Origin of the sequence: Saccharothrix sp. BKS2 (assembly GCF_047689505.1) — a bacterium.
Classification (GTDB): Bacteria; Actinomycetota; Actinomycetes; order Mycobacteriales; family Pseudonocardiaceae; genus Actinosynnema; species Actinosynnema lopnurensis.
Window position 1 is genome coordinate 100337 of sequence record NZ_JAUQOL010000017.1, and the last position, 26285, is coordinate 126621.

General features: G+C 70.4%; 25 protein-coding genes, 1 tRNA gene and 1 pseudogene. 16 read left to right on the forward strand and 11 right to left on the reverse strand.

What is annotated here, in order from left to right; all coding sequences use genetic code 11:
• Positions 1 to 26: 26 nt before the first annotated feature.
• Entirely contained in the window at positions 27 to 611 is a 585-nt protein-coding gene (locus Q5530_RS31370) for a TetR/AcrR family transcriptional regulator (RefSeq protein WP_415366434.1), read from the forward strand.
• Positions 608 to 1180 (forward strand): DinB family protein, encoded by a 573-nt coding sequence (locus tag Q5530_RS31375; protein WP_415366435.1) that lies wholly within the window; start codon positions 608 to 610, stop codon positions 1178 to 1180. The genes Q5530_RS31370 and Q5530_RS31375 overlap by 4 nt, the downstream gene beginning before the upstream one ends.
• Before the next feature lie 55 nt (positions 1181 to 1235).
• On the opposite strand, the gene Q5530_RS31380 is transcribed toward Q5530_RS31375, so the two are convergent.
• Positions 1236 to 1688 (reverse strand): MaoC family dehydratase, encoded by a 453-nt coding sequence (locus Q5530_RS31380; RefSeq protein ID WP_415366436.1) that lies wholly within the window; start codon positions 1686 to 1688, stop codon positions 1236 to 1238.
• A gap of 5 nt (positions 1689 to 1693) precedes the next feature.
• Complete coding sequence (gene fabG, locus Q5530_RS31385; protein WP_415366437.1) at positions 1694 to 2455, reverse strand: 3-oxoacyl-ACP reductase FabG; 762 nt, start codon at positions 2453 to 2455, stop codon at positions 1694 to 1696.
• Between the two features lie 197 nt (positions 2456 to 2652).
• Here fabG and Q5530_RS31390 point away from each other — a divergent pair, with 197 nt between their 5' ends.
• Positions 2653 to 3444, forward strand: a complete 792-nt coding sequence (locus Q5530_RS31390; protein ID WP_380640961.1) for an SDR family NAD(P)-dependent oxidoreductase — start codon at positions 2653 to 2655, stop codon at positions 3442 to 3444.
• 6 nt (positions 3445 to 3450) lie between these two features.
• Positions 3451 to 4407 carry a quinone oxidoreductase family protein gene (locus Q5530_RS31395; RefSeq protein WP_415366438.1) on the forward strand — a complete coding sequence of 319 codons (957 nt, stop codon included), beginning with the start codon at positions 3451 to 3453 and terminating at the stop codon, positions 4405 to 4407.
• 50 nt (positions 4408 to 4457) lie between these two features.
• Here Q5530_RS31395 and Q5530_RS31400 read toward each other — a convergent pair whose 3' ends face one another.
• The gene (locus Q5530_RS31400; protein WP_415366439.1) at positions 4458 to 4919 is read right to left on the reverse strand and encodes a DUF6319 family protein; all 462 of its coding nucleotides are present in this window, start codon (positions 4917 to 4919) and stop codon (positions 4458 to 4460) included.
• A gap of 140 nt (positions 4920 to 5059) precedes the next feature.
• Here Q5530_RS31400 and Q5530_RS31405 point away from each other — a divergent pair, with 140 nt between their 5' ends.
• The gene (locus Q5530_RS31405) at positions 5060 to 5389 is read left to right on the forward strand and encodes a DUF6401 family natural product biosynthesis protein (protein WP_415366440.1); all 330 of its coding nucleotides are present in this window, start codon (positions 5060 to 5062) and stop codon (positions 5387 to 5389) included.
• A gap of 140 nt (positions 5390 to 5529) precedes the next feature.
• On the opposite strand, the gene Q5530_RS31410 is transcribed toward Q5530_RS31405, so the two are convergent.
• The 4 genes from Q5530_RS31410 to Q5530_RS31425 all read right to left on the reverse strand — a co-directional run bounded on the left by Q5530_RS31410 (position 5530) and on the right by Q5530_RS31425 (position 8779).
• Entirely contained in the window at positions 5530 to 5772 is a 243-nt protein-coding gene (locus tag Q5530_RS31410) for a hypothetical protein (RefSeq protein WP_415366441.1), read from the reverse strand.
• Positions 5773 to 5792: 20 nt separating this feature from the next.
• Positions 5793 to 6971 (reverse strand): S8 family serine peptidase, encoded by a 1179-nt coding sequence (locus Q5530_RS31415; protein WP_415366442.1) that lies wholly within the window; start codon positions 6969 to 6971, stop codon positions 5793 to 5795.
• Between the two features lie 138 nt (positions 6972 to 7109).
• Positions 7110 to 8291, reverse strand: coding sequence for a cation:proton antiporter (locus Q5530_RS31420; RefSeq protein ID WP_415366443.1), 1182 nt, complete (start codon positions 8289 to 8291; stop codon positions 7110 to 7112).
• A 5-nt stretch (positions 8292 to 8296) separates the two neighbouring features.
• Positions 8297 to 8779, reverse strand: coding sequence for a cation:proton antiporter regulatory subunit (locus Q5530_RS31425; RefSeq protein WP_415366444.1), 483 nt, complete (start codon positions 8777 to 8779; stop codon positions 8297 to 8299).
• 18 nt (positions 8780 to 8797) lie between these two features.
• Between Q5530_RS31425 and Q5530_RS31430 the strand changes: the two genes are divergently transcribed.
• The 7 genes from Q5530_RS31430 to Q5530_RS31460 all read left to right on the forward strand — a co-directional run bounded on the left by Q5530_RS31430 (position 8798) and on the right by Q5530_RS31460 (position 14787).
• Entirely contained in the window at positions 8798 to 9943 is a 1146-nt protein-coding gene (locus Q5530_RS31430) for a DUF1015 family protein (RefSeq protein ID WP_415366445.1), read from the forward strand.
• A gap of 30 nt (positions 9944 to 9973) precedes the next feature.
• Positions 9974 to 10702, forward strand: a complete 729-nt coding sequence (gene cmk / locus Q5530_RS31435; RefSeq protein ID WP_415366446.1) for a (d)CMP kinase — start codon at positions 9974 to 9976, stop codon at positions 10700 to 10702.
• Positions 10699 to 11343 (forward strand): lysophospholipid acyltransferase family protein, encoded by a 645-nt coding sequence (locus tag Q5530_RS31440; RefSeq protein WP_415366447.1) that lies wholly within the window; start codon positions 10699 to 10701, stop codon positions 11341 to 11343. The genes cmk and Q5530_RS31440 overlap by 4 nt, the downstream gene beginning before the upstream one ends.
• Positions 11340 to 12746 carry a ribosome biogenesis GTPase Der gene (gene der / locus Q5530_RS31445; RefSeq protein ID WP_415366448.1) on the forward strand — a complete coding sequence of 469 codons (1407 nt, stop codon included), beginning with the start codon at positions 11340 to 11342 and terminating at the stop codon, positions 12744 to 12746. Before Q5530_RS31440 ends, der begins: the two co-directional genes overlap by 4 nt.
• Before the next feature lie 21 nt (positions 12747 to 12767).
• Positions 12768 to 13421 carry a response regulator gene (locus tag Q5530_RS31450; RefSeq protein WP_415366449.1) on the forward strand — a complete coding sequence of 218 codons (654 nt, stop codon included), beginning with the start codon at positions 12768 to 12770 and terminating at the stop codon, positions 13419 to 13421.
• On the forward strand, positions 13415 to 14536 hold the full coding sequence (locus Q5530_RS31455; RefSeq protein WP_415366451.1) for a sensor histidine kinase: 1122 nt from the start codon (positions 13415 to 13417) through the stop codon (positions 14534 to 14536). Before Q5530_RS31450 ends, Q5530_RS31455 begins: the two co-directional genes overlap by 7 nt.
• A 177-nt stretch (positions 14537 to 14713) precedes the next feature.
• Positions 14714 to 14787 (forward strand) — tRNA-Pro (locus Q5530_RS31460).
• Between the two features lie 810 nt (positions 14788 to 15597).
• On the opposite strand, the gene Q5530_RS31465 is transcribed toward Q5530_RS31460, so the two are convergent.
• The 4 genes and pseudogenes from Q5530_RS31465 to Q5530_RS31480 form a co-directional block, all read right to left on the reverse strand.
• Positions 15598 to 15786, reverse strand: coding sequence for a hypothetical protein (locus Q5530_RS31465; protein ID WP_415366452.1), 189 nt, complete (start codon positions 15784 to 15786; stop codon positions 15598 to 15600).
• A gap of 465 nt (positions 15787 to 16251) precedes the next feature.
• A pseudogene (locus Q5530_RS31470) lies at positions 16252 to 16566 on the reverse strand (transposase); the annotation flags it as partial.
• Between the two features lie 33 nt (positions 16567 to 16599).
• On the reverse strand, positions 16600 to 17700 hold the full coding sequence (locus Q5530_RS31475; RefSeq protein ID WP_415366453.1) for an integrase core domain-containing protein: 1101 nt from the start codon (positions 17698 to 17700) through the stop codon (positions 16600 to 16602).
• Between the two features lie 515 nt (positions 17701 to 18215).
• Positions 18216 to 22358, reverse strand: coding sequence for a helix-turn-helix domain-containing protein (locus tag Q5530_RS31480; protein ID WP_415366454.1), 4143 nt, complete (start codon positions 22356 to 22358; stop codon positions 18216 to 18218).
• 250 nt (positions 22359 to 22608) lie between these two features.
• On the opposite strand from Q5530_RS31480, the gene Q5530_RS31485 reads away from it, so the two are divergent.
• From Q5530_RS31485 to Q5530_RS31500, 4 genes are read left to right on the forward strand one after another with little or no spacing between them, the layout of a single operon-like run.
• The gene (locus Q5530_RS31485; RefSeq protein ID WP_415366455.1) at positions 22609 to 23193 is read left to right on the forward strand and encodes a hypothetical protein; all 585 of its coding nucleotides are present in this window, start codon (positions 22609 to 22611) and stop codon (positions 23191 to 23193) included.
• Positions 23194 to 23198: 5 nt separating this feature from the next.
• Positions 23199 to 24557, forward strand: coding sequence for a 7-cyano-7-deazaguanine synthase (locus Q5530_RS31490; protein ID WP_415366506.1), 1359 nt, complete (start codon positions 23199 to 23201; stop codon positions 24555 to 24557).
• The gene (locus Q5530_RS31495) at positions 24538 to 25737 is read left to right on the forward strand and encodes an ImmA/IrrE family metallo-endopeptidase (protein WP_415366456.1); all 1200 of its coding nucleotides are present in this window, start codon (positions 24538 to 24540) and stop codon (positions 25735 to 25737) included. The genes Q5530_RS31490 and Q5530_RS31495 overlap by 20 nt, the downstream gene beginning before the upstream one ends.
• Before the next feature lie 24 nt (positions 25738 to 25761).
• Positions 25762 to 26283: a hypothetical protein gene (locus Q5530_RS31500; protein ID WP_415366457.1), complete on the forward strand. Its 522-nt coding sequence runs from the start codon at positions 25762 to 25764 to the stop codon at positions 26281 to 26283.
• Positions 26284 to 26285 lie beyond the last annotated feature (2 nt).

Below are 26285 nucleotides of genomic sequence, written 5' to 3' on the forward strand. Positions count from 1 at the left end.
CGAGCCCCGCGTGCGATGCTTGGACCATGGCATCGGTACCGGAGCGGCTGGTGGAGGCCGCGACGCGGTTGTTCGCCGCCAAGGGTTACGACCGGGTCGCGGTGCAGGAGGTCGTGGACCTGGCCGGCGTCACCAAGGGCGCCATGTACCACTACTTCGGCTCCAAGGACGACCTGCTCTACGAGATCTACGGCAGGCTGCTGCGGATGCAGACCGAGCGGCTGGAGCGGATCGCGGCCGGCCCGACCCCGGTCGCGGAACGGCTGCGCGCGGCCGCGGTGGACGTGGTGGTCACCTCGGTGGACAACTTCGACCAGGCGCGCGTGTACTTCCGCTCGGCCGACCACCTGGCCGAGGACAAGCGGCGCGAGATGCGGGTGGAGCGCCGCCGCTACCACGAGCGGTTCCGGGCGCTGGTGGAGGAGGGGCAGCGGACCGGGGTGTTCCGCGCCGACGTGCCCGCGGACCTGACCGTGCACTACTTCTTCGGCTCGGTGCACCACCTGGGACAGTGGTACAGCGCCGACGGACCGCTGTCGGCCGAGCAGGTCGGCCGGCACTTCGCGGACCTGCTGCTCACATCCCTGCGACCCGTCGAGGAGAGCCGGTGACCGACCCCCGGGCCGACCTGCTGCACTACCTGCGCACCGCCCGCGAGACCGTGCTGTGGAAGCTGGAGGGGCTGTCGGAGTACGACGTGCGGCGCCCGCTCACGCCGACCGGCACCAACCTGCTCGGCGTGGTCAAGCACCTGGCGATCGTCGAGACCGGGTACTTCGGCGAGGTGTTCGACCGCCCGTTCCCCGACCCCCTGTCCTACGACGACGACGAGCCCGACTCCGACATGTGGGCGACGGCCGACGAGTCCCGCGAGGACGTCGTCGCCTTCTACCGGCGGGCCTGGGCGCACGCGGACGCCACCGTCGAGGGGCTGGACCTCGACGCGCGGGCCGACGTCCCGTGGTGGGGCGAGGAGCGGCGGCACCCGACGCTGCACCTGGTCCTCGTGCACGTGATCGCCGAGACCAACCGCCACCTCGGCCAGTTCGACGTCCTGCGCGAGCAGCTCGACGGCGAGGTCGGCCACCGCCGCGAGCGGGACAACATGTCGCCCGGCGACGAGGCGGCGCGGGCGGGGTACCGGGCCAGGCTGGAGGACCTGGCCCGGCGGTTCCGCTAGGGGTCGGGCGGTCGGGCGGTCAGCGCCGGGTGGTCGGCGGCCGGGTGGTCGGCGGCTAGGTGATCAGCAGCGTCACGGTCTCGGCCACGCAGGCGGGCTTGGGGTTGCCGTCGATCTCGACGGTCACCCGCGCCACGGACTGGCTGCCCTGCGCCGCCGCGGTCACCTCGACCAGCTCCACCCCCGCGCGCACCCGCGAGCCGACGACCACGGGGGTGGGGAAGCGGACCTTGTTCAGGCCGTAGTTGACGGCCATCCGCAGGCCCCGCACGGTGTAGACGTCGCGCACCAGCAGGGGGATCAGCGACAGCGTCAGGTACCCGTGCGCGACGGGCGCGCCGAACGGGCCCGCGGCCGCCTTCTCCAGGTCGAGGTGGATCCACTGGTGGTCGCCGGTGGCGTCGGCGAACAGGCCGATCTCCTCCTGGGTGATCTCGTGCCACCCGCCGAAGCCGAGGTGCTCGCCCGCGGCGGCGGCGAACTCGTCGAGGTTCTCGAAGGTCCGCATGGTCCTCAGTCCCTCGGTCCGCCGGCGACGTAGACGACCTGACCGGACACGAACCCGGCCCCCTCGCTCACCAGGAACGAGGCCGTGTGCGCGATGTCCTCGGGCGTGCCCACTCGGTTGACCGGGATGGCGGCCGCCGCGCCCTTCTTGAAGTCCTCGAAGTCGACGCCCACGCGGGCGGCGGTGGCGGCGGTCATGTCGGTGGCGATGAAGCCCGGCGCGATCGCGTTGACCGTGACGCCGAACTTGCCCAGCTCGATCGCCAGCGTCTTGGTGAAGCCCTGGAGGCCGGCCTTGGCGGCGGAGTAGTTCGCCTGGCCCCGGTTGCCCAGCGCGGAGGTGCTGGACAGGTTCACGATCCGGCCCCAGCCCGCCTTGGTCTGGTGCGCCTGCACGGCCCGGCTCATCAGGAACGACCCGCGCAGGTGGACGTCCATCACGACGTCCCAGTCCTCGTCGGTCATCTTGAACAGCAGGTTGTCCCGCAGCACGCCCGCATTGTTGACCAGCACGGTCGGCGCGCCCAGCTCGTCGGCCACCCGCTGGACCGCCGCCTCGACCCCGGCGCTGTCGCCGACGTCCACGCCCACCGCGAGGGCCGTGCCACCGGCCGCCCGGATCGTCTCGACGGTCTCGGCGCAGTTGCCCTCGTCGAGGTCCAGCACCGCGACGGCGAAGCCGTCCTCGGCGAGCCGCGTGGCCACGGCGGCGCCGATGCCCCGCGCGGCCCCGGTGACGATCGCCACCCGCTTGTCGGTCTCGGCCACGTCAGTCCTCCTTGATCTGCGATGTACGAGCTTCGTCCCTGGCTCGCCCCGCGAGCACGAGCCGCGGACCCGGGTCGCGGACGCCGCCGACGACCTAAGCAACCGCTTAGTAACCTACCCGGCGGCGTTCCCTTGACGCCAGGGGCGGGGCGAGGGAAGCATACCGACTGGTCGGAATGTCAACCAGGGGAGGCGCTGTGGAGTTCGCCGGCAAGGTCGCGCTGGTCACCGGGGGTGCGAACGGGATCGGGGCGGGGCTCGCGCGCCGACTGGCCGCCGGCGGCGCGTCCGTCGTGGTCGCCGACGTGGACGACGAGCGCGGTGCGGCCGTGGCCGACGAGGTCGGCGGCGCGTACACCCGCTGCGACGTCCGCGACCCCGCGGCGTCCGCGGCCGCCGTGGAGCTGGCCGTGTCGCGGTTCGGCGGCCTGGACCTCGCCGTGCTGAACGCGGGCATCGGCACCGGCTTCGGCCTCGGCGACGACTTCGACCCCGGGCGGTACCGCGACGTCATGGGCATCAACCTCGACGGTGTGGTGTACGGCGTCCACGCCGCCCTGCCCGCGCTGCGCGAGCGCGGCGGGCGGATCGTGGCCACCGCCAGCATGGCAGGGCTCATGCCCATGCCGATGGACCCCCTCTACGGGGCCAACAAAGCCGCCGTCGTCGGCCTGGTGCGCGGGCTGGGCCCGCTGCTCGCGGCCGAGGGCGTCACGGTCAACGCGGTCTGCCCGTCGTTCGCCGACACCGGCATCATCTCCGGCTTCAGGGACACCCTGGAGTCGGCCGGGATGCCCGTGCTGGGCGTGGACGACGTGGTCGACGCCTTCGTGTCCGTGTTGCGCTCCGGGCAGCCGGGTGAATGCTGGTTCGTGCAGGCCGGCAGGCCCAGCGCGCCGTTCCGGTTCCCCAACCCGCCCGGTCCGCGCACCGCCTCCGGCGAGCGCGTCACCCTCCGCCACGACGCCCTGACCAACGAGGAGAGCTGAACCACCGTGCGAGCCATCCAGATCACCGAGTTCGGCGGCCCCGAGGTGCTGACCGAGGTCGAGCTGCCCGACCCCGTCGCCGGTCCGGGCGAACTCCTCGTCGAGGTCGACCGCGCGGGCCTGAATTTTGCTGATACTCATCAGGCCGAGAACTCGTACCTGGCGAAGATGGAGCTGCCGCTCGTGCCCGGCGGCGAGGTCGTCGGTCGGGTGGGCCCGCGGCGCGTCGTCGCCCTGACCGCCGGCGGCGGCGGGTACGCGCAGAAGGCGGTGGTGCCCGGGGCGACCTCGTTCGACGTGCCGGACGGGGTGGACGACCTGACCGCGCTGAGCATGGTCGTGCAGGGCGCCACGGCGTGGCTGCTGCTGCGCCGGAGCGCCCACCTGGAGCCGGGGGAGAGCGTCGTCGTGCACGCCGCCGCCGGCGGGGTCGGGACGCTGGCCGTGCAGCTGGCCAAGCGGTGGGGCGCGGGGCGGGTCATCGCCACCGCGAGCAGCGAGGAGAAGCGCGAGCTGGCGCTGGAGCTGGGCGCGGACGTCGCGGTCGACTCCACCGCGCCGGACATGACCGAGGCGTTGCGCGCGGCCAACGACGGGCGCCGGGTGGACGTCGTGCTGGACATGACCGGCGGCGCGGTGACCGACCAGAGCCTGGCCGCGCTGGCGCCGTTCGGGCGGCTCGCGTTCTACGGCATGGCGAGCAGGCAGCAGCCGACGCCCGTGCCGCCCGGCAAGCTGCTGGCGCGCTCCGCGGCGGTGGCGGGCATGTGGCTGCCGCACGCGTTCAGGCTGCCCGGCCGGGTCGTGCACCGGGCCATGACCGAGCTGTTCGACCTGGTCCTGGCCGGTGACCTGCGCGCCGTGCCGGGCGGCGAGTACGGGCTGTCCGAGGTGCGCCGGGCGCACGAGGACCTGCGGGCCCGCCGCACCACCGGCAAGCTGGTGCTGGACCCGTCGCGCTGAGGTCCCGGTCCCGGTGGGGGCCGGCCGGTCGGACCGGCCCCGTCGGCACGTCAGTCCTCGTCGCTGAGCTCGGCCAGGGCCGCCTTGACCTTGGCCAGCTCGGCCTCCAGCTCCTCCATGCGGGTGCGGTGCTGGGCGCGGGCCGTCTCGATGACCTCCTCGATGCCGCCCGCGATGTCGTCGTGCAGCTCCTTGGCCGCCCGCGCCACGGCGGCGGCCGAGATGGACAGGCCCTGCACGACCCGCTTGGTGCCGTGCACCAGGTCGGCCTGCCACTCGCCGTCCGCGGTGCCCGTCACGGTCAGCGTCAGCTCGACCGTGCGGGTCTTCTTCGCGGTCGACTTCGGCCGCTTCGCGGGCTTGGCCTCGGTCTCCTCGCCCCTGACCTCGGGCTCCCTGACCTCGGGCTCCCTGACCTCGGGCTGCTCCTTGGCCTCGGGCTGCTGCTCCTGCGGCACGGGTGCGACCTCCTGCTCCTGCACGGGCGCGGCGGCGGGCGCCGCTGCGTCCACCTTCACTTCCTGTTCTGCGAGCGTGTCCGCCTGCACGATCCTGTGGTTCCTCTCTGCGCATCCGGCTCGACCCGGCGTGATCTTAGAACACCTGTTCGACTTTGGGTCGAGTGCCCCGCACAGCGTAGGGTGTCCGCCTTGTGAGCGTGTGGAGGGACTTCTCCGCTCGTCGGTTCCTGGACCGGTTGAGCGACGAACTCGGTCTCGCGACCGCGCCGGTGCCGGGGGTGCTGGCCGCCGTCGACCAGCACGGCGCGGCGGTGCGCGACATCCTGGCGCACGGCGTGTCGGCCGTGGCGCACGAGGCGGTGCTGCTGGCCGGGTACGCCAGGGGCGTGCTGGACGGCGCGGCGTCGCACGGCTGGCGGCAGCCCGCCCGCGTGGACTGGCCCAACGCGGACTGGACGACGCTGAGGCTGGCGGCGGTGTGCCACCTGGCGCGCCGGGAGCAGCCGGTGCCGGGGGCGTAGCGCCGGCCGGGCGGGTCGGCCGGCGGCCCCTCGCCGGGACCGCCCGCCTTTCCCGCCCGCGTTCCCGTGCCCGCGTTCCTGCGCCCGCCTTCCTCGCGCCCGCCTTCCCGTACCCGCTTTCCCGCGCCCGGGACCGCCGCTCACTCACCGGGCGGCAGGCCGACCTCGCGCTCCAGCTCCACCGAGGCCACCCCGGGTACGGCGCCCAGCGCGCCGCCCGCCCCGGCCGCCGGGCCGGGCACCGACCCGGTGACCACGCCCAGCGACTCCATCACGTCGTCGACCTCCATGCCGGCCTCGCGCAGGGCCGAGACGACGGCCGGCAGGTCCGCCAGCCCGTCGTCGGCGACCGAGACGACCACCCTGTGCCGAAAACCTGCCACGGTCGCCTCCGTCGGTGCCGTCAGGGAGCCTGCACCAATCCTCCACCCACATCCGTGGAAGGCAACCCCAGGCGGCGACCGGACTGCACCAGCCTCGCCCACAGCTCCCAACCGCGGGCGCCGTACCTCTCCGCGATGAGCGCGGCCACGCCCGCCACGTGCGGCGTGGCCATGCTGGTGCCCTGGATGCGCTTGTACATGCCGGCGCCCTCGTCCTTGTTCCACGACGAGTAGACGTCGACACCAGGTCCGACCAGGTCGACCTGGCCGATGGTGTCGACCGTGCCGCAGGAGAACGGCGCGATGGCGCGGTCCACGTCGACGGCGCCGACCGACAGGATCGACGGGCAGTTGGCCGGGTGGCCGACCGGGTTGACCGAGCCCGGCCGCCGGCTCTCGTTGCCCGCGGCGGCGATGATGAGCGCGCCCCGGGCCAGGGCGCGGGTGGCGGCCTGCTCGAAGACCTGCGAGTACGGCGTGCCCGGCCGCACGGCCGCGCCCAGCGACATCGAGATGACCGCGCACCCGTTGGAGATGGCCCACTCGATGCCCGCCAGGATGCCGCTGTCCGAGCCGAAGCCCGCGTTGGACAGCACCTTGCCCGCGTAGATCTCGACCTCGTGGGCGACGCCGTAGCCGGGGCCGGCGGCGGGCTTGCGCGGGCCCGCCGCGCTGCCGACGCAGTGCGTGCCGTGGCCGTGCGCGTCGTCGACGGTCTCGCCCTTGATGAACGACTGGGTGACCACCGTGCGGCTCGCGTAGTCGGCGTGCGCGGTGGTGAACCCGGTGTCGAGCACGGCCAGCCGGACGCCCCTGCCGGTGGCCGCGCAGAGGTTGGCGCCCACCGCCTGGAGGCCCCAGGTGAACACGCCCTCGTCGACCGCGGCGGCGGTCCCCTCGGTGGTCGTGTAGGCCTGCACGACGCGCTCGGCCTCGACCACGCTGATCGGGCCGGACGCCTCGGCGGCCCGGGAGAGCCGCGCGACCTGCTCCGGCGTCGCGTCGACCACCGCGACGCCCAGGTCCTGGAAGATCATGCCGTCCGCGGCGGCGAGGTCCGCCGCCGTGGGGTGGTCCGCGGTGCTGGCCGCGGAGATGCCGGCGACCCGGTTCATCTCCACCGCGCCGGCCGCGACCGACCTGTCCTCCAGGAGCACCAGGTAGCGCCCCGTGGTCTCGGTACCCGTTGGCTGTGACATGACGACCCCCTCCGGGGTGTGGCGGCTGTCAGGTGTAACCCCGGACCACGCCCGCGCTCAAGCACCCGTACGGGTTGGACCTGCGCGGGCGTGGTCCGCACGCCGTGGTGGAGGGGCCGGCCGGCCGGTGGATACAGGTCAGGCCGGGGTCGGTTCAGCCTCACGCTTTCGGGTGAAGTTCGCCAGGGGCTCGACCACGCGGGCCGCCACCGGACCCAGCACCGCCATGAGCAGCACGTACGCCGTGGCCAGCGCCGCCAGCCGCCCGTCCACGGCGCCGGAGGCCACCGTGAGCGAGGCGATGACGATGGAGAACTCGCCGCGCGCCACCAGCGCCGCGCCCGCCCGCGCCCGGCCCATCCGGCCGATGCCCTGCCACCTCGCGGCCCACCAGCCGGTCGCCACCTTGGTCGCCGTGGTCACCACCGCCAGCGCCACCGCCAGCCCCAGCACCGGCGGGATCGACGCCGGGTCGGTGTTGAGGCCGAACACCACGAAGAACATCGCCGCGAACAGGTCCCGCAGCGGCTCCAGCATCCGGGTGGCGTTCTCCGCCGTGGACCCGGAGATCGCGATGCCCAGCAGGAACGCGCCGACCGCCGCCGACACCTGGAGCTGCGAGGCCAGGCCCGCCACCAGCAGCGCCGCGCCCAGCACCTTGAGCAGGAACACCTCGGGGTCGGGGCTGTCCACCAGCGCCGACACGTACCGGCCGAACTTCAGCGCGATCACCAGCACCACCGTGATCGCGGCCAGCGAGATGCCCACCGCGGTCATCCCGCCCACGAAGCTGACGCCCGCCAGCACCGCGGTCAGGATCGGCAGGTAGACCGCCATCGCCAGGTCCTCGAACACCAGCACGGACAGCACCACCGGGGTCTCCCGGTTGCCCAGCCGGCCGAGGTCGCCGAGCACCTTGGCGATGATCCCGGACGAGGAGATGTAGGTGACGCCGCCCATCGCGAGCGCGCCGACCGGGCCCCAGCCCAGCACCAGCGCGGCGATCACGCCGGGCGTCGCGTTGAGCACGATGTCCAGGACGCCGGCCATCCACGACCGCTTCAGGCCGGTCATCAGCTCGGCCGCCGAGTACTCCAGGCCGAGCAGGAGCAGCAGGAGGACCACGCCGATCTCGCTGGAGAGGTGCGCGAACTCCTCGATGCCGTGCAGGGGGATCAGACCGCCCTCGCCGAACGCGAGGCCGCCGATCAGGTAGAGCGGGATGGGTGAGATGCCGATCCGCCACGCCATCTTGCCGAGCAGGCCCAGCCCGAAGAAGACCGCGCCGAGCTGGATGAGCGCGGTTGCTGTGCTGTGCAAGGTGCTCAGCCACCGCCCAGCAGTTCGCCGGCGGCCGCCAGGCCATCCGCGGTGCCCACGACCACGACCTGGTCGCCGCCCGCGAAGACGAAGTCCGGGCGCGGCGAGGGGTGCACGCCGTTCGCGCGCACCACGGCCACGATCGACGCGCCGGTGCGGGTGCGCAGCTCGGTCTCGGACAGCGGGCTGCCGTCGAACCGGGAGCCGGGCACGACCGGGAACTGCTGCGTGGAGATGCCCGCGACGTCGCGGTGCTGCTCCTGGAGGTGCGCGACCAGCTGCGGACCGCCGAGCAGGCCCGCCAGGGTGGCGGCCTCCGCGGAGGTCATCGCTATGGACGCCATGCAGTCGTCCGGGTCGTCCTTCCGGGAGACGATCAGCTCGAACTTGCCGTCGCGGTGGGTGATGACACCCATGCGGCGGCCGGCGCGGATCATGAAGTCCTGCCGGGTGCCGATCCCCGGAAGCGGCGTCACCTCGACGTTCACGAGCGGGAGTCTAGTCGGATGGTCGTACGGGTTGGTCCGGTTCGCCGGGGTTGGGTGGTGCGGGACCGGGTGCCGGGTCCCGACGTGGACGAGTTCGCCGAACCCGAGCGGGTCGTCGCGGCGCTGGCCCGCGCCCGCCCCGGCACCCTGCTGGCCGTGCAGCACCCGCACCGCACCCCCCAGGCGCTGGCGGAGGGGCTGTCGCTGGTGGACGCGCTGCCGCGGGCGCTGGCCGACCTGGCGCGCCTGCGCGCCACCGCCTACCGCGAGGTGCGCGACGTGGTGGCCCCCTACCGGGTGGACGGCCCGGACGGCACCGCCTACGGCCTGCTGTGCGTGGCGGACCCGGCCGCGGTCGGCCACACCGAGGACGTCTACCCCGAGGTGGTCGCCGAGCGGGCCCGCGTGCTGGCCGGCCTGGGGTGCGCGACCAGCGCGGCGCTGCTGGTGCCCGTGGGGCGGGAGGTGTCGCTGACCCGGCTGGTGGCCGGGGTGGACGACGAGCCCGCCGCCTCGGTGGTCGACCCGGGCGGGCGGCGGCACCGGCTGTGGCTGGTCGGGCCGGGCGAGCGGCAGGACGCGCTGCTGGCCGCCGCGGGCGAGCACCCGCTGGTGGTCGCCGACGGCAACCACCGGGTGGCCGCCGCGGCCGGCACGCCCGGCCTGCTGGCGCTGGTCACGGCGGGACCGGACCTGCGCGTGGGCCCCATCCACCGGGCCGTGGCGGGCACCGGGCTGGCGGTGGCCGACGCGGCGGCCGCGTGGCGGGCGCGCGGGCTGGCCGTGGCCCCGGCGCCCCGGGACGCCCGCCCGTCGTCGGGGGTGGTGGTCGCGGTCGGCCGGGACGGCGCGGTGGCCGTGTCGCTGCCGCCCGGCGGGGTGGACCACGCGGCCGTGGAGTCGGTGCTGCTGGCCGGGGCGCTGGGGCTCGGCGCCCCGCGCGTGCGACCGGTCACCGACGAGGTCGTGCCGGGCGCGGACTTCGTCGTGCTGATCGCCCCGGTGCCGCTGGGCGACGTGCTCGCCGTGCACGCGGCCGGGGGTCGGATGCCGCGCAAGAGCACCTACTTCACGCCGAAGCCGCGCAGCGGCCTGCTGCTGGCGGACCTGGGACGACCCGGGTTCGGGTGTGACCGCCCGCACCGGGCACAATTGCGGGGTTGACGACCGCAGTCGCGTTGAGGAGGACAACCCGTGGCACACGGTGAGCTGCGTGGCGTGGTGGCCCTCGACGGGCCGTCCGGCACCGGCAAGTCCTCCGTCGCGCGCCGGCTCGCGGCCGGCCTCGGCGCGCGCTACCTGGACACCGGCGCGATGTACCGCGCGGTGACCCTGGCCGTGCTGCGCGCCGGCGTCGACCCGGCCGACACCGACCGCGCCACCGAGGTCGCCCGCGCCGCCGGGGTGGTCCAGGGCACCGGCCCCGACCGCTCCACCACGCACCTGGACGGCGAGGACGTCGGCGCCGAGATCCGCGGCCCCGAGGTCACCCTCGCGGTGTCGGCGGTCTCGGCCGTCCCCGAGGTGCGCGCGCTCGTGGTCGCCCAGCAGCAGCGGATCATCGCCGACGCCCTCGACGAGGTCGGCGGCATCGTGGTCGAGGGCCGCGACATCGGCACCGTCGTCGCGCCCGACGCCCCGCTCAAGGTCTACATCACCGCCGACGCCGAGGCCCGCGCCCGCCGCCGCGCCAAGCAGGACGCCGCGGCCGGCCGCCAGGTGGACCTGGGCGCCACGCTGGCCGACGTCCAGCGCCGCGACGCCCACGACTCCTCGCGCGCGGTGTCGCCGCTGCGCGCCGCCGCGGACGCGGTCGTGCTCGACACCACCGACCTCGACCTGCCGGGCGTGCTCGCGGCGCTGCTGGAGCTGGTGTCCGACCGCGGCCTGCTCGCCCAGCCGAGCGGACGGGTGCGCGGGTGACCGACCAGCTCCCCGACGGGGCGCTGCCCCGGCTGCACGACCTCGGCCGGTGGATCGCGCGCGGGCCGTTCCGCACGCCGTTCCGGGTGCGCGTGCACGGCGGCGGGCGGGTGCCGACCAGCGGGCCGGTGGTCGTGGTGGCCAACCACAGCTCCATGGTCGACGGGCCGATCCTGTTCGGCGTGGTGCCCCGCCGCATGGTGTTCCTGATCAAGCAGGAGATGTTCAAGGGCGTGGCGGGCACGCTGCTGCGGTGGATCGGCCAGCTGCCGGTGCGCCGCGGCGAACCCGACCGGGCGCCGCTGCTGGCGGCGCAGGGGGTGCTGCGGGACGGCGGCCTGGTGGCCGTGTTCCCCGAGGGCACCCGCGGCGCGGGCGACGTGGCCGAGGCCCAGCGGGGCGCGGCCTGGCTCGCCCGCTCGACCGGCGCGGTCGTCGTGCCCGTCGCGGTCCGCGGCACCCTGCGCCCGCCCGGGACCCGCAGGAGGTTCCGGCCCCCGGTGGACGTGCTCGTGGGCGAGCCGTTCGAGTTGCCCGACGACCGCGGTCGGCAGGCGCTCGTGAAGGCCACCGAGCAGGTCCGCGACCGCTTGGCCACCCTGGTGGCCGAGCTCGACAGCCAACGAGGAGAAGCACGATGACGGACTTGGACGGCACCTGGGCGGACGAGTCCGACTGGACCGCGTTCGACGACGAGACCGGCGAGGAGGGCTCCGCGGCGCCGCCGCAGCCCGTGCTGGCCGTGGTCGGCCGGCCGAACGTCGGCAAGTCCACCCTGGTCAACCGCATCATCGGCCGCCGCGAGGCGGTCGTGCAGGACGTGCCGGGCGTGACCCGCGACCGGGTCGCCTACGACGCGCTGTGGAACGGCCGCAAGTTCACCGTGGTCGACACCGGCGGCTGGGAGCCCGACGCCACCGGCATGATGGCCTCGGTCGCGGCCCAGGCCGAGCTGGCCATGTCCACCGCCGACGCGATCCTGTTCGTGGTCGACGCGACGGTGGGCGCGACCACCAACGACGAGGCCGCGGTCAAGCTGCTGCGCCGCTCCAAGCGGCCCGTGCTGCTGGTCGCGAACAAGGTCGACGACGAGCGCGTCATGGGCGACGTGGCCGCGCTGTGGTCGCTGGGGCTCGGCGAGCCGATCCCGGTCTCCGGCCTGCACGGCCGCGGCTCCGGCGACATGCTCGACCGGATCCTCGGCGCCCTGCCCGAGACGCCGCGCGACACGTTCGAGGCCCAGCGCGGCGGCCCCCGCCGGGTGGCGCTGGTCGGCCGGCCCAACGTCGGCAAGTCGTCCCTGCTCAACCGCCTCACCGGCGAGAACAGGTCGGTCGTCGACGCCACCGCCGGTACCACCGTCGACCCGGTCGACTCCCTGGTCGAGCTCGACGGCGACCTGTGGCGGTTCGTCGACACCGCCGGGCTGCGCAAGAGGGTGAACTTCGCCTCCGGCGCCGAGTACTACGCGTCCCTGCGCACCAAGGCCGCGATCGAGTCCGCCGAGGTGGCGGTCGTGCTGCTCGACGCGGCCGAGCCGCTGAGCGAGCAGGACCTGCGGGTGCTGAGCATGGTGGTCGACTCGGGGCGCGCGTGCGTGCTGGCGTTCAACAAGTGGGACCTCGTCGACGAGGACCGGCGCAACGCCATGGTGCGCGAGCTGGAGCGGGGCCTGGTCCGGGTGCCGTGGGCGGAGCGCGTGAACATCTCGGCCCTGACCGGCCGCTCCGTGCAGAAGCTCGCGCCGGCCCTGCGCACGGCGCTGGACTCGTGGGACACCCGGGTGTCCACCGGGCGGCTGAACGCCTGGCTGAACGACCTCATCGCCGCCACCCCGCCGCCCGTGCGCAGCGGCAAGCAGCCCAAGGTCCTGTTCGCCACCCAGGCGGCCACCCGCCCGCCCACGTTCGTGCTGTTCACGAGCGGTTTCCTGGAGGCCGGGTACCGGCGGTTCATCGAGCGCAAGCTGCGCGAGGAGTTCGGGTTCCGGGGCAGCCCGGTCCGCGTGTCGGTGCGGGTGCGGGAGAAGCGCGCCAGGAAGTGACCTGTTGCCCCGGCGGGCCGGATGAGGTTGCCTGGCGACGTGCCGGTGCGACTGGTCCTCGCCGATGACGAAGCGCTGCTGCGCCGGGGCCTCGGGGTGCTGCTCGAAGCGGACGGCCGCGTCGAGGTGGTGGCGGAGGCCGCGGACGGCGCGGAGCTGCTGGACGTCGTCCGGCGGCACCGACCGGACGTGGCCCTGGTCGACGTCCAGATGCCGGGCGTCGACGGCCTGGCCGCGCTGCGCGAACTGCTGACCTGGCCCGACCCGCCCGCGCTGGCCGTGCTCACCACGTTCGACCTGGACGACTACGTGGCCGGGGCGCTGGAGCTCGGCGCGCAGGGCTTCCTGCTCAAGGACGCGGAACCCGACGCCCTGGTGCGCGCGGTGCTCGACCTGGCGGCCGGGGGAGCCGTGCTGGACCCCCGGATCACCGTCCGCCTGCTGCCCAGGCTCAGGGGAAGACCGCGCGAGAACCCCCAGCTCGACGGCCTGAGCGCCCGTGAGCGCCAGGTCCTGGCGCTGGTGGCCGGCGGCCGGCCCAACAGCGCCATCGCGGCCGGCCTGGGCCTCAGCGAGGCCACCGTCAAGAGCTACGTCTCCACGATCCTGACCAAGCTCGGCGTGGAGAACCGCGTGCAGGCGGCGCTGGTGGCCCACCAGGTGAACGCGTGGTGATCCTGCTGGAGCTGCTGGTGGTGGTCGTGCCCGCCGCCATGGTCCTGATGGCCGGCGAGGTGCCCTTCACCTGGTCCGTCCCCGCCGCCCTGCTCGCCTGCCTGGCCCTGCCCCTGCGCCGGCTCAACCCGTCCCTGGCCGCCCTGCCCTGCCTGCCCGCGCTGGTCGGGGGCCTGGGCTGGCCGCCCACCGTGGTCGCGCTCTACCGGGTGGGCAGCAGGTCCAGCCCGCCGGTCATGATCGCCTGGGTGGTCGCGGCCACCGCCGTCCCCGCCACGTTCGTCGTGGCGCACGAGTCCCTGGCCCCCAACCAGGCGTTCCTGACCTTCGCCTTCGCCCTGTTCATGGCCGGGGCCCCCACCGCGCTCGGCGCCCTGATCACCACCAGGAGAAGCCTGACCGCCAGCCTCGCCGAAGCCTCCCGGGCGAGGACGGCGGAGCTGGAGGCGCGCGAGGAGGGCGCCAAGGCGTCCGAACGAGCGCGGATAGCGAGGGAGATCCACGACGCGGTGGGCCACCACGCCACCCTGATCGCCGTCGAGTCCGCGGCCCTGGCCGCCACGACGGACGACCAGGGGATCCGGGACACGGCCCTGCGCCTGAGGGCCCTGGCCAAGGAGTCGCTGGCCGAGATGCGGGCGGCACTCGGCCTGTTGAACACCGAACCGATCCCCGGCTACGACGGCATACCCCACCTGGTCGACAGAGCACGGGCGGCGGGCCTGACCGTTGCCTACGAGGACCGGACCACCGGCGCCCCACCACCCGCCACCGGCCGAGCGGCCTACCGGGTCGTCCAGGAGGCCCTGACCAACGTCACCAAGCACGCCCCGGGAGCCCCCACCGAGGTAAACCTCACCCCGCGCGGCAACCACCTGACCGTCACCGTGACCAACGGGCCGCCGACGAGCGCCCCGTCCCAGTCCTCGTCCCCGTCCCCCGGCGGCCACGGCCTCCACGGTCTGGAGGAACGCGTGGCCCTGGCCGGGGGCACCCTGACCACGAGACGCGCGGGCGGCGGCTTCACGGTGGAGGCGACCCTGCCCGTGGGTCCACCCGCCGGCACGAACGACTCGACTTTTGGCGGTAGTGCGCACAAGCGGGCGACCGCATAGTGAGGGACGTCGACTCCCGGGAGAGCGGCTGGATCGAGGGGACACGGGGCCTACTTGGTTGTGGGTCTCCGTCATAACCGCAGCTAGACGCCTTACGCGACCGTGGTCGGGGGGTCGTGTCGGGTGCCCGTTGGGGGTGCGCTAAGCTATGCGCGCACCCCACAGCGGGGGTGTGGCCGGGACGTGGCGCAGTTTGGTAGCGCACTTGACTGGGGGTCAAGGGGTCGCAGGTTCAAATCCTGTCGTCCCGACGGTCTGAAGAAGCCCGCTCGATCTGGATATAACACCAGGTCAGCGGGCTTTTTCGTGCGCCCGTTTCGATCTTGGGGCGATTGTCCACAGTGGTCTGTACTGATCGGTAACTCGGTATTTGGGAGGATTTTGGGAGGATCGGTTTGCGCAGGGCGAAATGGGGTCGCGTTGGCTAAAGCGAATCGTGTCCTCCGTTCGGGTGTTCTTCCTGGTCGCGGGCGGCGCGTGCGGTGGCGATGTCCAGGCGGTCCACGCTGTCGATCTCATGGATCGCGCGCTGGCACCTGATCCGATGGACGGTGCTGGTGTGGTGTTGAGGCGGTGGTCCTCGGGCGGCGGTCGTCTGGATGGTGTTCAAGGAGCATGTTCGGGTTACGGGGACCGGGTCGTGTGGGCTTGGACGGGCAGGCCGCGCAGGCGCACCGCAGCGGTCGTAGCGCTCCGAGGTCGTAGTGTTGGCCGGTGGCTACGAAAGGCTCGGCGGTAGCTGCGCAGGTTCGAATCCCCGGCGGGAGTACCAAAGGATGGGAACAGGGCTGGGCAGCGGTTTCACACACCCCGGCAGCCTGGTGGTGGAGTCAAGTTTCGGGCTGTCCACGCCCGAGCAGCACCCGTTAGGGGCGGGCTCCGACCCGTCCCCAACGGGGCGTTGGGACATGAGTCCCAACGCTGCCCCGGTAGACGTCCGGGGACGCCGAGTCGCAGGATAAGATCTAGGACGTTGCCGAACCTGAAGTTTGAGGTGTGCGCAACGACCGCGGCGATGGTCAACGTGATGGCGCGAACGACTCTGTCGTCGGCAACCCGCTCTACGTCAACAATCTCCGGCCGTCCATCTCGAACCTGTCCACCACCAGGAACGCCTTGCCCAGCTCGTTGAGCGTCAGCTCCAGGCGCCAGAAGTCGACTCCGCCAGCGCCGTTGGCGTAGGGCCGCAGGCACTGTGCCAACCTGCCGCTGCGCCACTCGTCGGAAGTCCTCGGTGACGAAGCGGTCACCCTCGTTGTCGTAGATGACGCACGCGGTCTCGTACTGGGCGTACTGCGCCGCGTCCTCGTAGGTTCCCTCGTGCACCTGCACGTCCGCCCACGCGAACAGGCGGGGCACCACCTCGGCGTAGCTCGCCGAGTCGAGAACACGCCCAACTGGCCAGCTTCTCGGGCTTCTCGCCGTCCTCGTTGTCCATGCCCAGCAAGATGGAGCCGCGTCCGGACGTCTTGTTGATTCACCCCTCAATATCCACCTCCAGCCGCTTGCCGCTGGCCGGCATCTCCATCCACGGCTTTGCCAGCTGCTGGAGGTACTCCGGCACACCGCAGTCCACGGTAGGTGCCAGACGGGCTTGGTCCTCGCGGCGGCGACGAGGTTCTCGCGCAACTCGACCACCTCTCGCCGCACTGCCCTGAACTCGTTGCGCCGCGCGGGACTGTAAAACGAGCGGCTCTGGCGCACTTCCGGTGGTGTCATCCGAGGAGGATGCGGTGGCGGAGAAGGGCAAAGCTGGCTCGTCCGTACATCTGGCGTTTGAGCAGCTTCGTCTTGGTGTTCACACCTTCGGTGCGTCCGTTGTGGTGGTCGAGGGTGATCGCGGCGGTGACGGCGTCGGTGTCCTGGTCGATGCCCCGGGCGAAGGAGTGCATGTGCGGTAGGTCCGCCTCGCGTGCGGCGGTGGTCCACGCCGTCAACCGGGCGGGATTGTCCTTGTGGGGTACGAGCAGGGTGGCGAAGGAACGCACAACGCTTGCCAGCGCGGTCATCTCCGGGCAGGCCGAGGTCAGGGCTGTGCCTGCCGAAAATATCATCCGTGCAGGTCAGGCGGCGTGGTGGTATTCGTTGAGGATGCCGCCCAGTCGTTGTCGTCGGCGGATGTCGAGTCGGGTGACCGCTGCTTGATCGGTGGTCGGTTGTGGCAGCGGTTGTAGCGGTCGGGCGTTGGCGATGCCTTGGTGGGGTCGGTGAGTGTTGTAGAACTGCTCGTACTGGCGTAGCGCGTGGAGTAGGTGCCGCTGGTTCCAGATGAGGGTGCGGTCGAGGAGTTCGTGGCGGCAGCTGCGGATCCAGCGTTCCATGATCGCGTTCATGCGCGGGATGCGGACTCCGCTGAGGACGACCCTGGTACCCGCTTCGGCGAGGACGGTGTCGAACAGGGCGGGGAACTTGCCGTCGTGGTCGCGGATCAGGAACCGCGCGTGTCGGCCCTCGTCTTCGAGGTCCATCACGAGGTTCCTGGCGGCTTGGGCGGCCCAGGATGTGGTCGGGTGCGCGGTGGCGCCGAGGACGCGGATCCGGCGGTTGGCGTGCTCGATGACCGCGAGCACGTACAGGTGGGCTCCGCTCAACGTGCGGGTCTCGAAGAAGTCGCAGGCCAGGAGCGCCTCGGCCTGTGAGCGGAGGAAGGCCGACCAGGTCGTCGTGGTGCGCTCGGGTACCGGGGGGTCGACCCCGGCGTCCCGGAGGATCTGCCACACGGTGGAGGCGGCGACCTTGATGCCGAGGACGAGGAGTTCGCCGTGGATGCGGCGGTAGCCCCAGGTCGGGTTCTCTCGTGCCAGGCGCAGCGCCAGGAGTCGGATAGAGCGGATGGTCCTTGGGCGTCCGGGCCGCTTGGGTCGGGATCTGGCTGCGTGGCGGCGGGCGAGGAGGTCTCGGTGCCACCGCAGAATCGTCTCCGGGCGTACCAGTAGTCGGAGCCGACGAAGCGCATCGACCGGGAGTCGGTGCAGCAGTGCCGCGAGGAACGCTCGGTCGGCGCGGGAGAACCGTGGACGGGCGTTGCCCAGTTGGCGTTCCAAGACGGTGATCTGGTGCCGTAACGCCAGGATTTCCGTGTCCTTGTCCCGGTCGCTCATGGGTAGCAGACGCAGCAAAACGAAGGCGTTGGTCACACTGAGGTAGGCCAGTCGGAGCAGCACAGCCGGCCATCATGCCGTGCTGGACGACATCACGCGGATGGCAACCGTTGCCCGTGATCGCTTCGGACGCTTGGGCTGCGTAGGCATTTTACCTGCGTGGATGAGGTTATCGGCATGCACAGGGCTCCGCAGGAGGCGGCAAGCGACTGATTCCGTTGTCGCGTAACGAGATCAGACGCCTATGGGCCAGCCTGACCCGGCCCGCGCATCCCCGAACACACATCGACCACTGGTCGGACTGGCGACGACTCCACCAGACCCGCGCCCGGCACAGCCACTACCAGCGACAACGCCTCAAGTATTCCAGATTGCGGCTGTAGTACTACGCCTGTCGAGGAATGATCACGAAATCAGGGTGAGGTGAATGGCCCGCCGGAGTCGGGTACTGACCGAGCGATCCAGGGCTGTGTCTCGGGCACCAGAATGTCCGGGTGTCGGAGACGCAGCCTCGCGGCGCGCGCCGGTCGTTCGGGTTTCTTTAGGGTTTGACCTTGTTCGAACCTTTCTCTAGGTCCCTACCAAGTGCGCGGGTCGTCAAGGACGTCATCCCTGTTGGAATCCTGCTCGATTCGAAACTCGGCACTTGAGGCGAGCGACAAGTAGAACCGGTGTTCGATAGAGCCGGCGGGCAGTGTTCTGGCCACTTCGGCGGCTTTGTCCCGTTGTTCGATGTCTTCTTGGTAGGGCTGTCCTGGGGTGCCCATGCGCACGCCACGGATCGCGGCCGAGTGCAAGCTGCCGCCGATGGCGCGTACGCAATCGTCGCCCAACTTCTCGGCGGCGCGCACTGCCTCGACGACGAATCCGCTGTGGCTCCAGGCGAAGTTGCGCGGTGCGGTATCGAGAACCGCGCCAACGGCAAGTACGTTTCCTCTGTCGGCGGACGTGATGGCGTCGAGCAACACTCGCAGGACCGCCTCGTCGTACTGTTGGGCGACAGCCGCGAAAATCCGCGCCCCCATGGTTTTTCGAATCCAGGATTCAAGGTTTCCGGCGATCCAGTCGAGTGTCCGTCGCAGAAATCGCTCGAAGTCCCTGTTGTCCCGGAAGTGCAGCGGCCTGTGCCACTCATGAGGAAGAGGCTTGTACCCGGCCGGAGACGGTCTGTGTTCGTAGGTCTCGACGCGGCGCATGAGCAGTTCGAGGATCTGTTCGGGCCGGTCGGTCGACATCTCGGCGATTAGGTGGGTGACGTGGTAGTCGTCGATTGAAGGACATTCGTGCAACTGTCCTAGGAGATCGATCTTCTGGGTATCGGTCAAATGCTTCCATGACACGGTGCCCGATGTCTTGAGGAGCGATGCCAATTCGGCGGCGAGCTGGGAGGAGTCGCCGAACCTAACGTTGGTGACCAGGTGCATCGCCAGCTCCTGATTGTCGTCGCCGAGGAACCTCGACGCGGACACAGCGAACCGACGCACGTGCGGATCGCCGTGGACGATCAGCTCTCGGAGCAAGTCGGCTTCACCATCGAGCAGGGTCGTGCGGTTACCGCGGCCCGAACCGAAGGCGTATGCCACAGCCCTGGCGTCAACGATGCTCGGGTCGTCGACGAGCGCTCGTGCCAGGCTCATGGCCTGGGTCGGCAATGATCCGGTCAGCACGCTCAGGACCACAGGGACGAGTTCGCGCAGCACTCCCAATGCGGGCAGTTCGGCGGCTTCGGAGTTCGAGCGGTCGGAGACCACTCGACGCACGAGGGCGGCACCGACTTCGGCGTGATCGCGTACGAGGGTCCACATGAACGGGCCAGGGGCGGCTGCGGCGGCACCGTAGGCGTAGCCGTCCAGGATCAGCCTTCGGACGATGCGGTCGATCACCTCATCGGGTGACCAGCGGCGGCACACATCCGCAGCAACGTCGGCGAGGTGCGCCTCCTGCTTACGGCTGTATTCGTTGTAGTCGTCCAGTTCGCGCGTAGAGGGTCCCCACATGTCGTGCAGGACGTGCGCCAGTCGGTGCTCGGGGTCGGTCGGCAGGGCTGACAGCACCGCCTGGGAGGGGTGAGCAGTTTCCCCGGTTGCGTACAAAGCGTGCCAGTGCACGGCCTGACGGATGGCGACCGCCACGGCCGGGTCGAGCCCGGCGTGTGCGGCCAACTCGGCGAGGCGGTTAAGGATGTCGAGGAACATCGGAGCCCAGTGGTCGTGTTCCTCGGCGCTGATCGCACGGCCGAACATCCCCATTGGATATCGCAGCGCTGCCTCCAGTGCCTGGACTCCTCGCACAGCGCGACGGACGTCGTCCTTACGCGCCTCGGCGAAGGCCATGTCGACGACGAGGTCGCGGAGAGGATGCACCGCCTCGACGTTGACCGGGTAGGCCCGCAGAGTCATGGTGAGTCCGTCGAATCGCCGTTGCTCAGCCTCGGTGGCCAGAATGGGCTCCAGCACGGCGAACGGGGAATGCGTGTGTGCGGCCACGTCGTCGTCATGCAACCAGCGCCGTGCGCTCGCGATCATGCCGTACTGGAACTCGACGGGTTTGCCCACGGCGTACTCGGTAAGTTCGGCGAGCAGCCGCACCGGGTGTTCGGGGTACTGATGCGGTTGCCGCGTGTCGTGGCGGGCCATCTCCCACAAGAGGTCGGCTGCTTCGGGAAGGTGATCGAGGCCGAATGCGGCACGGTGGAGGATGCCCGGAAGGTCGACGGTCACGTCGTCGTTCGCCGTGAGGATCGCCGGGTCAACAGGCTCCGTGGTCACCGGCGTGTCGTCGAGTGCCTTACGGACGAGGGCGATGGCGTGGACGGGTTGGAAGGCCGCCACGTGGCGGACCGCCTGCAGGATCCGACGCCGCGAGGACGCCTCACCGGCCTCGTACTCGGCGGTGAGCGCATTCCACAGTACCTCGACGGCGGAGTCCGATTTGTTGTCGAGCTGTCGGGTCTGCCAGTCCACGCGTCCGGCATTGACCACGGCGTGTGCGAGCGTTTCCCCGGAGGTGGCGCCGCACACCCGTTCCAGGTAGCCGGTGGACGCGCCGGAAGGACCGTCGACGGCGGCTTCAGCGAGGAGCACGTCGCCGAGCAGATCAGGGACGATCCTGACGGACTGGCCCCGTTGAAGCAGCACACCCGCGTCCCGCAGGGCACGCAAGTGAGGCATCACTTGGTCGAAAGGCTTGCCCGTCAGCGTTGACGCGGCCTCCTGGAAGGTCGGCTGGTTCAGGCGAAACGGCTGGAGCGCGGCCACCGCCTTGAGGACCTCGCGCCGTAGTTCGGTCTCACCGGTGCCCGGCGCATCGACCACGGCCGCTCCGAACATCCGCAGGATCTCAGACCTGATGTCCTCGCTGCCCTCCAGCCGAGCGGGGTGCAACGTTCCTCTCGCCACAAGCGCGGCGCCGACAACGATCAGCAGGGGACAGTCCGGTGCCAGTACGGCCAGCTGTGTCGCCACCTGCGGCTCGACGTCGGCACCGAGGATGGCCTGCGCCAGGCGCTCGGCGTCCTCGAACGTCAGGTCGTCCAGTTCCGATTTCGGGACCTCCGAGGGGTGCACCCCGACGGAACGCAGGTCGGTGAAGAGCTGCGCCAGACCGTACGGGCGCAGCGATACCAGCACCTTGGCGTTCGGGCGGAACCGCCGGATGCCGGCGATGATCGCGGCGGTGTCGGTCCTGTCGTGCGCGTCGTCGACAATGACGAGCAGCCCGTCATCGGGCGGGAGCACCTCGAAGTCCCGTGTCTCGACGTCAACGTCGGTCGCGAGGAATCGAACAGTGACGTGCTCCTCGGCGTCCAGTTCCTTTGCGACCGCGCGCAACAGTCGTGTCTTGCCGATCCCCCCGCGTCCGGTGACGACGGCAACCCGTTCTTTGCGATCGGGATCGGCGGCATAGGCCCGCAGGTCGGCCAACTCGACGACGCGCCCGGCGAGTTCCCAGTCGTGGGAGTAGATGCCCCCCTTCAGGAACGGGCGGAAGAAGTCGTCCGGCGGCAGCCACGGTCCGGGAGAGGGCACGCCCAGGAACGACTCCCGCCAACCGGGGAAGTAGGTGTCCACGAGCCGCAGTGCGGCGTCCCGGTCCGGCAGTGAACGCACCTCGCGGGACAGGTCGTCGATGTCCCACAACGTCCATGACGGGTGATCGGCGATCGCCTGTCGTGCTTGGGGCGTCGCCACGCGGGTGAGGAAGAGGTAGCAGTGGCCGACGTCGATCTTCAGTTCGTCGATCGCCGCCTTCACCTTGGCCGGACCGAACTTCTGCTCCCGCTTGCACTGGATTCCGGTCGGCAGGCCGTCAGGGTGGTGAACGATGACGTCGATCCCGTACTGGGTATGTCCTTGAGCGCCGAACCGGCTGACTCGTGCCGCTGGATGCAGCGCAGCGGCCAGTTCCGCGCTGAACTGCTCGAACACGTCGGGTTGAAGTTCGTGCAGTGGAAGTCTGGTGACCAGGGGGCGTACCGGACGCTGCACCCTGGCGACCTCGCCGGGCGAAGCTCTAGCCGGTTCGGGCTTGCTCAGTGCATTGACGTCAAGGCTGAGCAGTTCTGCGGCTCGGCGCACCATGGTCGCTGACGGGTACGTCGAGCCGCGCTCCCAGTTGCTGACCGCCTGCTGGCCGACTTCCAGGCGGCCAGCAAGGTCGCGCTGATTCCAGCCCAACCTCTTCCGTGCCTGCTTGACCATGTCGCCGAAGCTGTCGGACATGCCTCAAACTACCATACGCGTGCCGAGCGTATGGATCTTGAATGGTGTCGTTGTGTAGATCATCGGTTGTTTCTGCACGTCGCGGTGAGTAGTGGCACCCATGTCGAGGGCTCCAGTTCCTCGTGTCGACCATCAGCGGGTACGTGTCGGTGGGTCGCCGGGAGTGTGACCGGACCGCCCAAGTGTTTTACTTCTTGACAGCTTACTTCCCTAGAGGCGTACTCTCGATGTCAAGAGGTTGGGAGGTGTCATGCCTGACGGTGACTACTTGGCGTGGCGTGCGGGGGCGAAGTGGCGCAAGGTCGCGAATCTGCTCAAGTCCGGTGCCTCCACAGTTGAGGTGGAGGACGCGGTGGTATCCGCGGTCGCCAAGTTCATCCGTGCCGCAGGCGGTGTCCCGGACCTGCATGCTGTCGCAGGAGGGATCACCGAAGCTGGCGCAGCGGGGTATGGCGGCGGCGAGGTGGTCGTCGACCGTCCGTCGGCTTCCGGTGGAGTGCTGGGGCGGTTGCTCGATGAAGTGGTTGCCACGATGCAGGCGGGCATGAACTTGGTGTCGCCGACAGCGGCGGCGGAGGCGCTTGCCGAAAAGTTGCTCCGCCGTGTCGCCGAGGCAGGGCTCGATCACATCGTGCCCTTGTTGATCGCCGAGGGGCAATTCACCATGGTCGAGCTACGCAACCTGATCAACGAGCTGTGCCAGTCGCGTCCGATGGCACTCCTCCGTGACCGGCTGGTCCGACGCCCGTCAGGGGAAGGGCTTCGTGCTCCGGATCGGCGCACATCAGTGAAGCCGATGGGTGAACTGATGGATACGGGATTGGACGACCTGTGAAGGCCATGGACATCACACCCTCGGACGCGGTGGTCCGTTATTGGTCGGGCTCGTCGCCACACGAGCAGCGCGTCCGGTTCGGTGTTGATGCCCGGCTCGATGGCACCGGAGTGGTCGACCGGCTGTCCCGCCACCTTCCCGTGGTGGCGGCAGATCTGTTGGACTTCGCCGCGTCCGTGTACGCGCTCGACAGGATGGTCGAGCGACCGCGCTACCGGGGCTTTGACAACGGGGATGACTGGGGCCGCAGGATTCGCGCGGTGATCCAGGTTCGTGAACCAGACCGCTGGGCAGCGGCACAGGAGGAGGTTCACATGCTGCTGGAGTGGCTGACCGACGACCGGTGGGAGTGCTCGTTCGCGCGCTCCAGCGGTCGTGGACTGGCTTCCGGGCAGGGCTACCTCGTCGACTTCCTACCCGAAGGCGTCGAACCCGTGTTGTTCTCCGGTGGCTTGGACTCCTCTGCGGGCCTGGCCGTCCACGCGCCAGCGAACCCCCTGCTTCCAGTCAGCGTCGTGACCAACGGCCACATGGCCGGAGTGCAACGCGAGGTGCTGCGTCGACTGGGAATCGACGACGCGAGACACCTGCAGTACAACGCGAACCTCAAGCGGCACCTGACCGGCAACGCAGGGGCAAAGGAATCCTCGCAACGTTCCCGCGGGCTACTGTTCCTCGCGTCCGGCGCCGCGACCGCTCTGACCCTGGGAGTGCGCCGACTGTGGTTCTGCGAGAATGGCATCGGGGCTGTCAACCTGCCCTACATCAGATCTCAGCTCGGCGCCCAGGCCACGAGGTCAGCTCACCCCAAGACCGTTGCCCTGATGCAGAACCTGGTGCGCGAGCTTACGGGCGAGCGCTTCGTGATCCACAACCCATTCCTCGGAATGACTAAAGCCGAAGTCCTGTCCGCCGTGCCCCAGTCCTCAGCGGCGGCCATGTCGGCGAGCGTCTCGTGCGACACAAGCTTCGCAGCGCGGGTGAAAGGGCACCCGCCGTGTGGTGTTTGCACGTCGTGTCTGCTGCGCCGGCAAGCGGTGGCGGCGTCGACGCACCCCTGGATCGACGAGGGAGTGGTGTACCGGAGGGCGGCAGGGGTCAAGACCGCGAATCTGGTCGCGATGCTGTGGCAGGCCTCGCGGCTGGCAGACCGTCTACGGGGAAACTCGCCGTGGCCAGCTCTGCTGGAGGAGTTCCCGACGCTGTCGCAGGCGGCGCGATTCGTCGCTCCCGAGGTTTTGACCAGCATGTTCGCGACCTACACCCGCGAGTGGCCGTCCTTTCTCGACTCGCTAGGTTTGCGCGTCGACGACTGGTTCGGTGACCGCCTTCAGGATGCGAGCGATGGATACCACAGTGGATGAGCACGGGACGACCGAGGCACTGGCCACGCGGATCCGCGACGCACGCGAGAGCGCGAAGCTCACCCAAGCGCAAGTGGCCGCGGAACTGGGCGTCAGTCGCCCGACCCTCATCGCGATGGAGAAGGGCACTCGCGCGATCACCCCCTTGGAGCTGGTCAAACTCGCGCGACTGTACGGGCGGGACGTCGCCAACCTGCTACGCCCCTCGCAACCGCCGGCGTCAATCCGGGCCAAGTTTCGCACCGGCTTGATGACCAGCCCGAACGACACCGAGCTGGACGAGGCCGTCGATGAGTTGGAGCACTTCGCGGACAACTACGTCGACCTGCTGCGTCGATCGCAGAGCCGTCTGCCCGGCAGGCCCCCCGCCGTGCGACCCACCGACTACCTCGGCCCCCAAGGAGCGGGTGAAGCTCTCGCCACCGAGGAACGCAACCGGCTCGGCCTGGGCGACGGACCACTCCAATGGCTGCGGGAAGTGTTGGAGGTCGAGGTCGGTCTACGGATCTTCCTGCTCGACCTGCCATCCAAAGTCGCCGGCGTCTTCATCAACGTCGAACCGCTGGGCGGCTGCATCGGCGTCAACCGGAACCACCCACCCCAACGGCGACGCTGGACGATGGCGCACGAGTATGCCCACTACCTCGCGTCACGCGACAGGCCAGAAGTCACCCGCCTCGGCTCCGGCCGCCTCAACGACTCCGAACGCTTCGCCGAAGCCTTCGCCGCGAATTTCCTCATGCCCCGCAACGGAGTGGTCCGCCGCTTCCACGAGCTCAAACAGGACAGCGGCGGCAAAGCGACACCGACCACTCTCATCCAACTCGCCCACACCTACCGAGTATCGGTGCAAGCCCTGTGTCTCCGGTTGGAGACCCTCGACCTCATCAAGCACGGCACCTGGGACCGCCTCAAGAACCACAACTTCCAGCCGCGCGCCGCTGCCGACATGCTCAATCTGGTGCCCGTGCCGGACAGCGGAGAGCCACTCCCGTACCACTACCGCACCCTCGCGACTCAGCTCTACGTCGACGGCGACATCACCGAAACGCAGTTCGCCCAGTACCTGGACATGAGCGTCGTCGAAGCGCGTAAAGAGTTCCACAAGCTCACCTCCACGTCGGACGTCGGCGAGGACGGCCAGCCTCAGATCGTCGATCTACTGGACAGCGTGGAGTGACAGGCAGTGGGAAATCCGCTCCTATTGGACGCGTGCATCGCGATCAACCTGCTCGCCACCGACCGGGTCGAGGACATCTCCAGGGTCCTCGGCATCCGATTCCTGATGGTCACACAGGCCGCAAAGGAATGCGGCGAGGTGTACCAGGCCCAACAGACCCACCTCGTTCGCCGCCGCAGCGCTTCACCCGACGACCTGCCGTTCGCCGAGGTGCTGACGCTTGACGACTCCGAGCTCGACGTATACGTCGAGCTGGCGCGCGACATCGATGACGGCGAAGCCGCAACAATCGCCGTCGCACGGTCACGTGCGTTGCACATGGCCACCGACGACCGCAAAGCGCGCAGGATCGCCACCCAACTCGGGCTCGCTGCGCCAACCGGAACCACGACAATCCTGCGCGACTACGCCGACGCCGCCAAACTTACGCCGACTGAACTAACCATGATCCTCCGGTCCGTCCGGGACCACGCGAACTACATCCCCCGACATATCGACGACAACATCAAATGGTGGATTAGTGCCATCTCAATCCCTCCCACCTGACC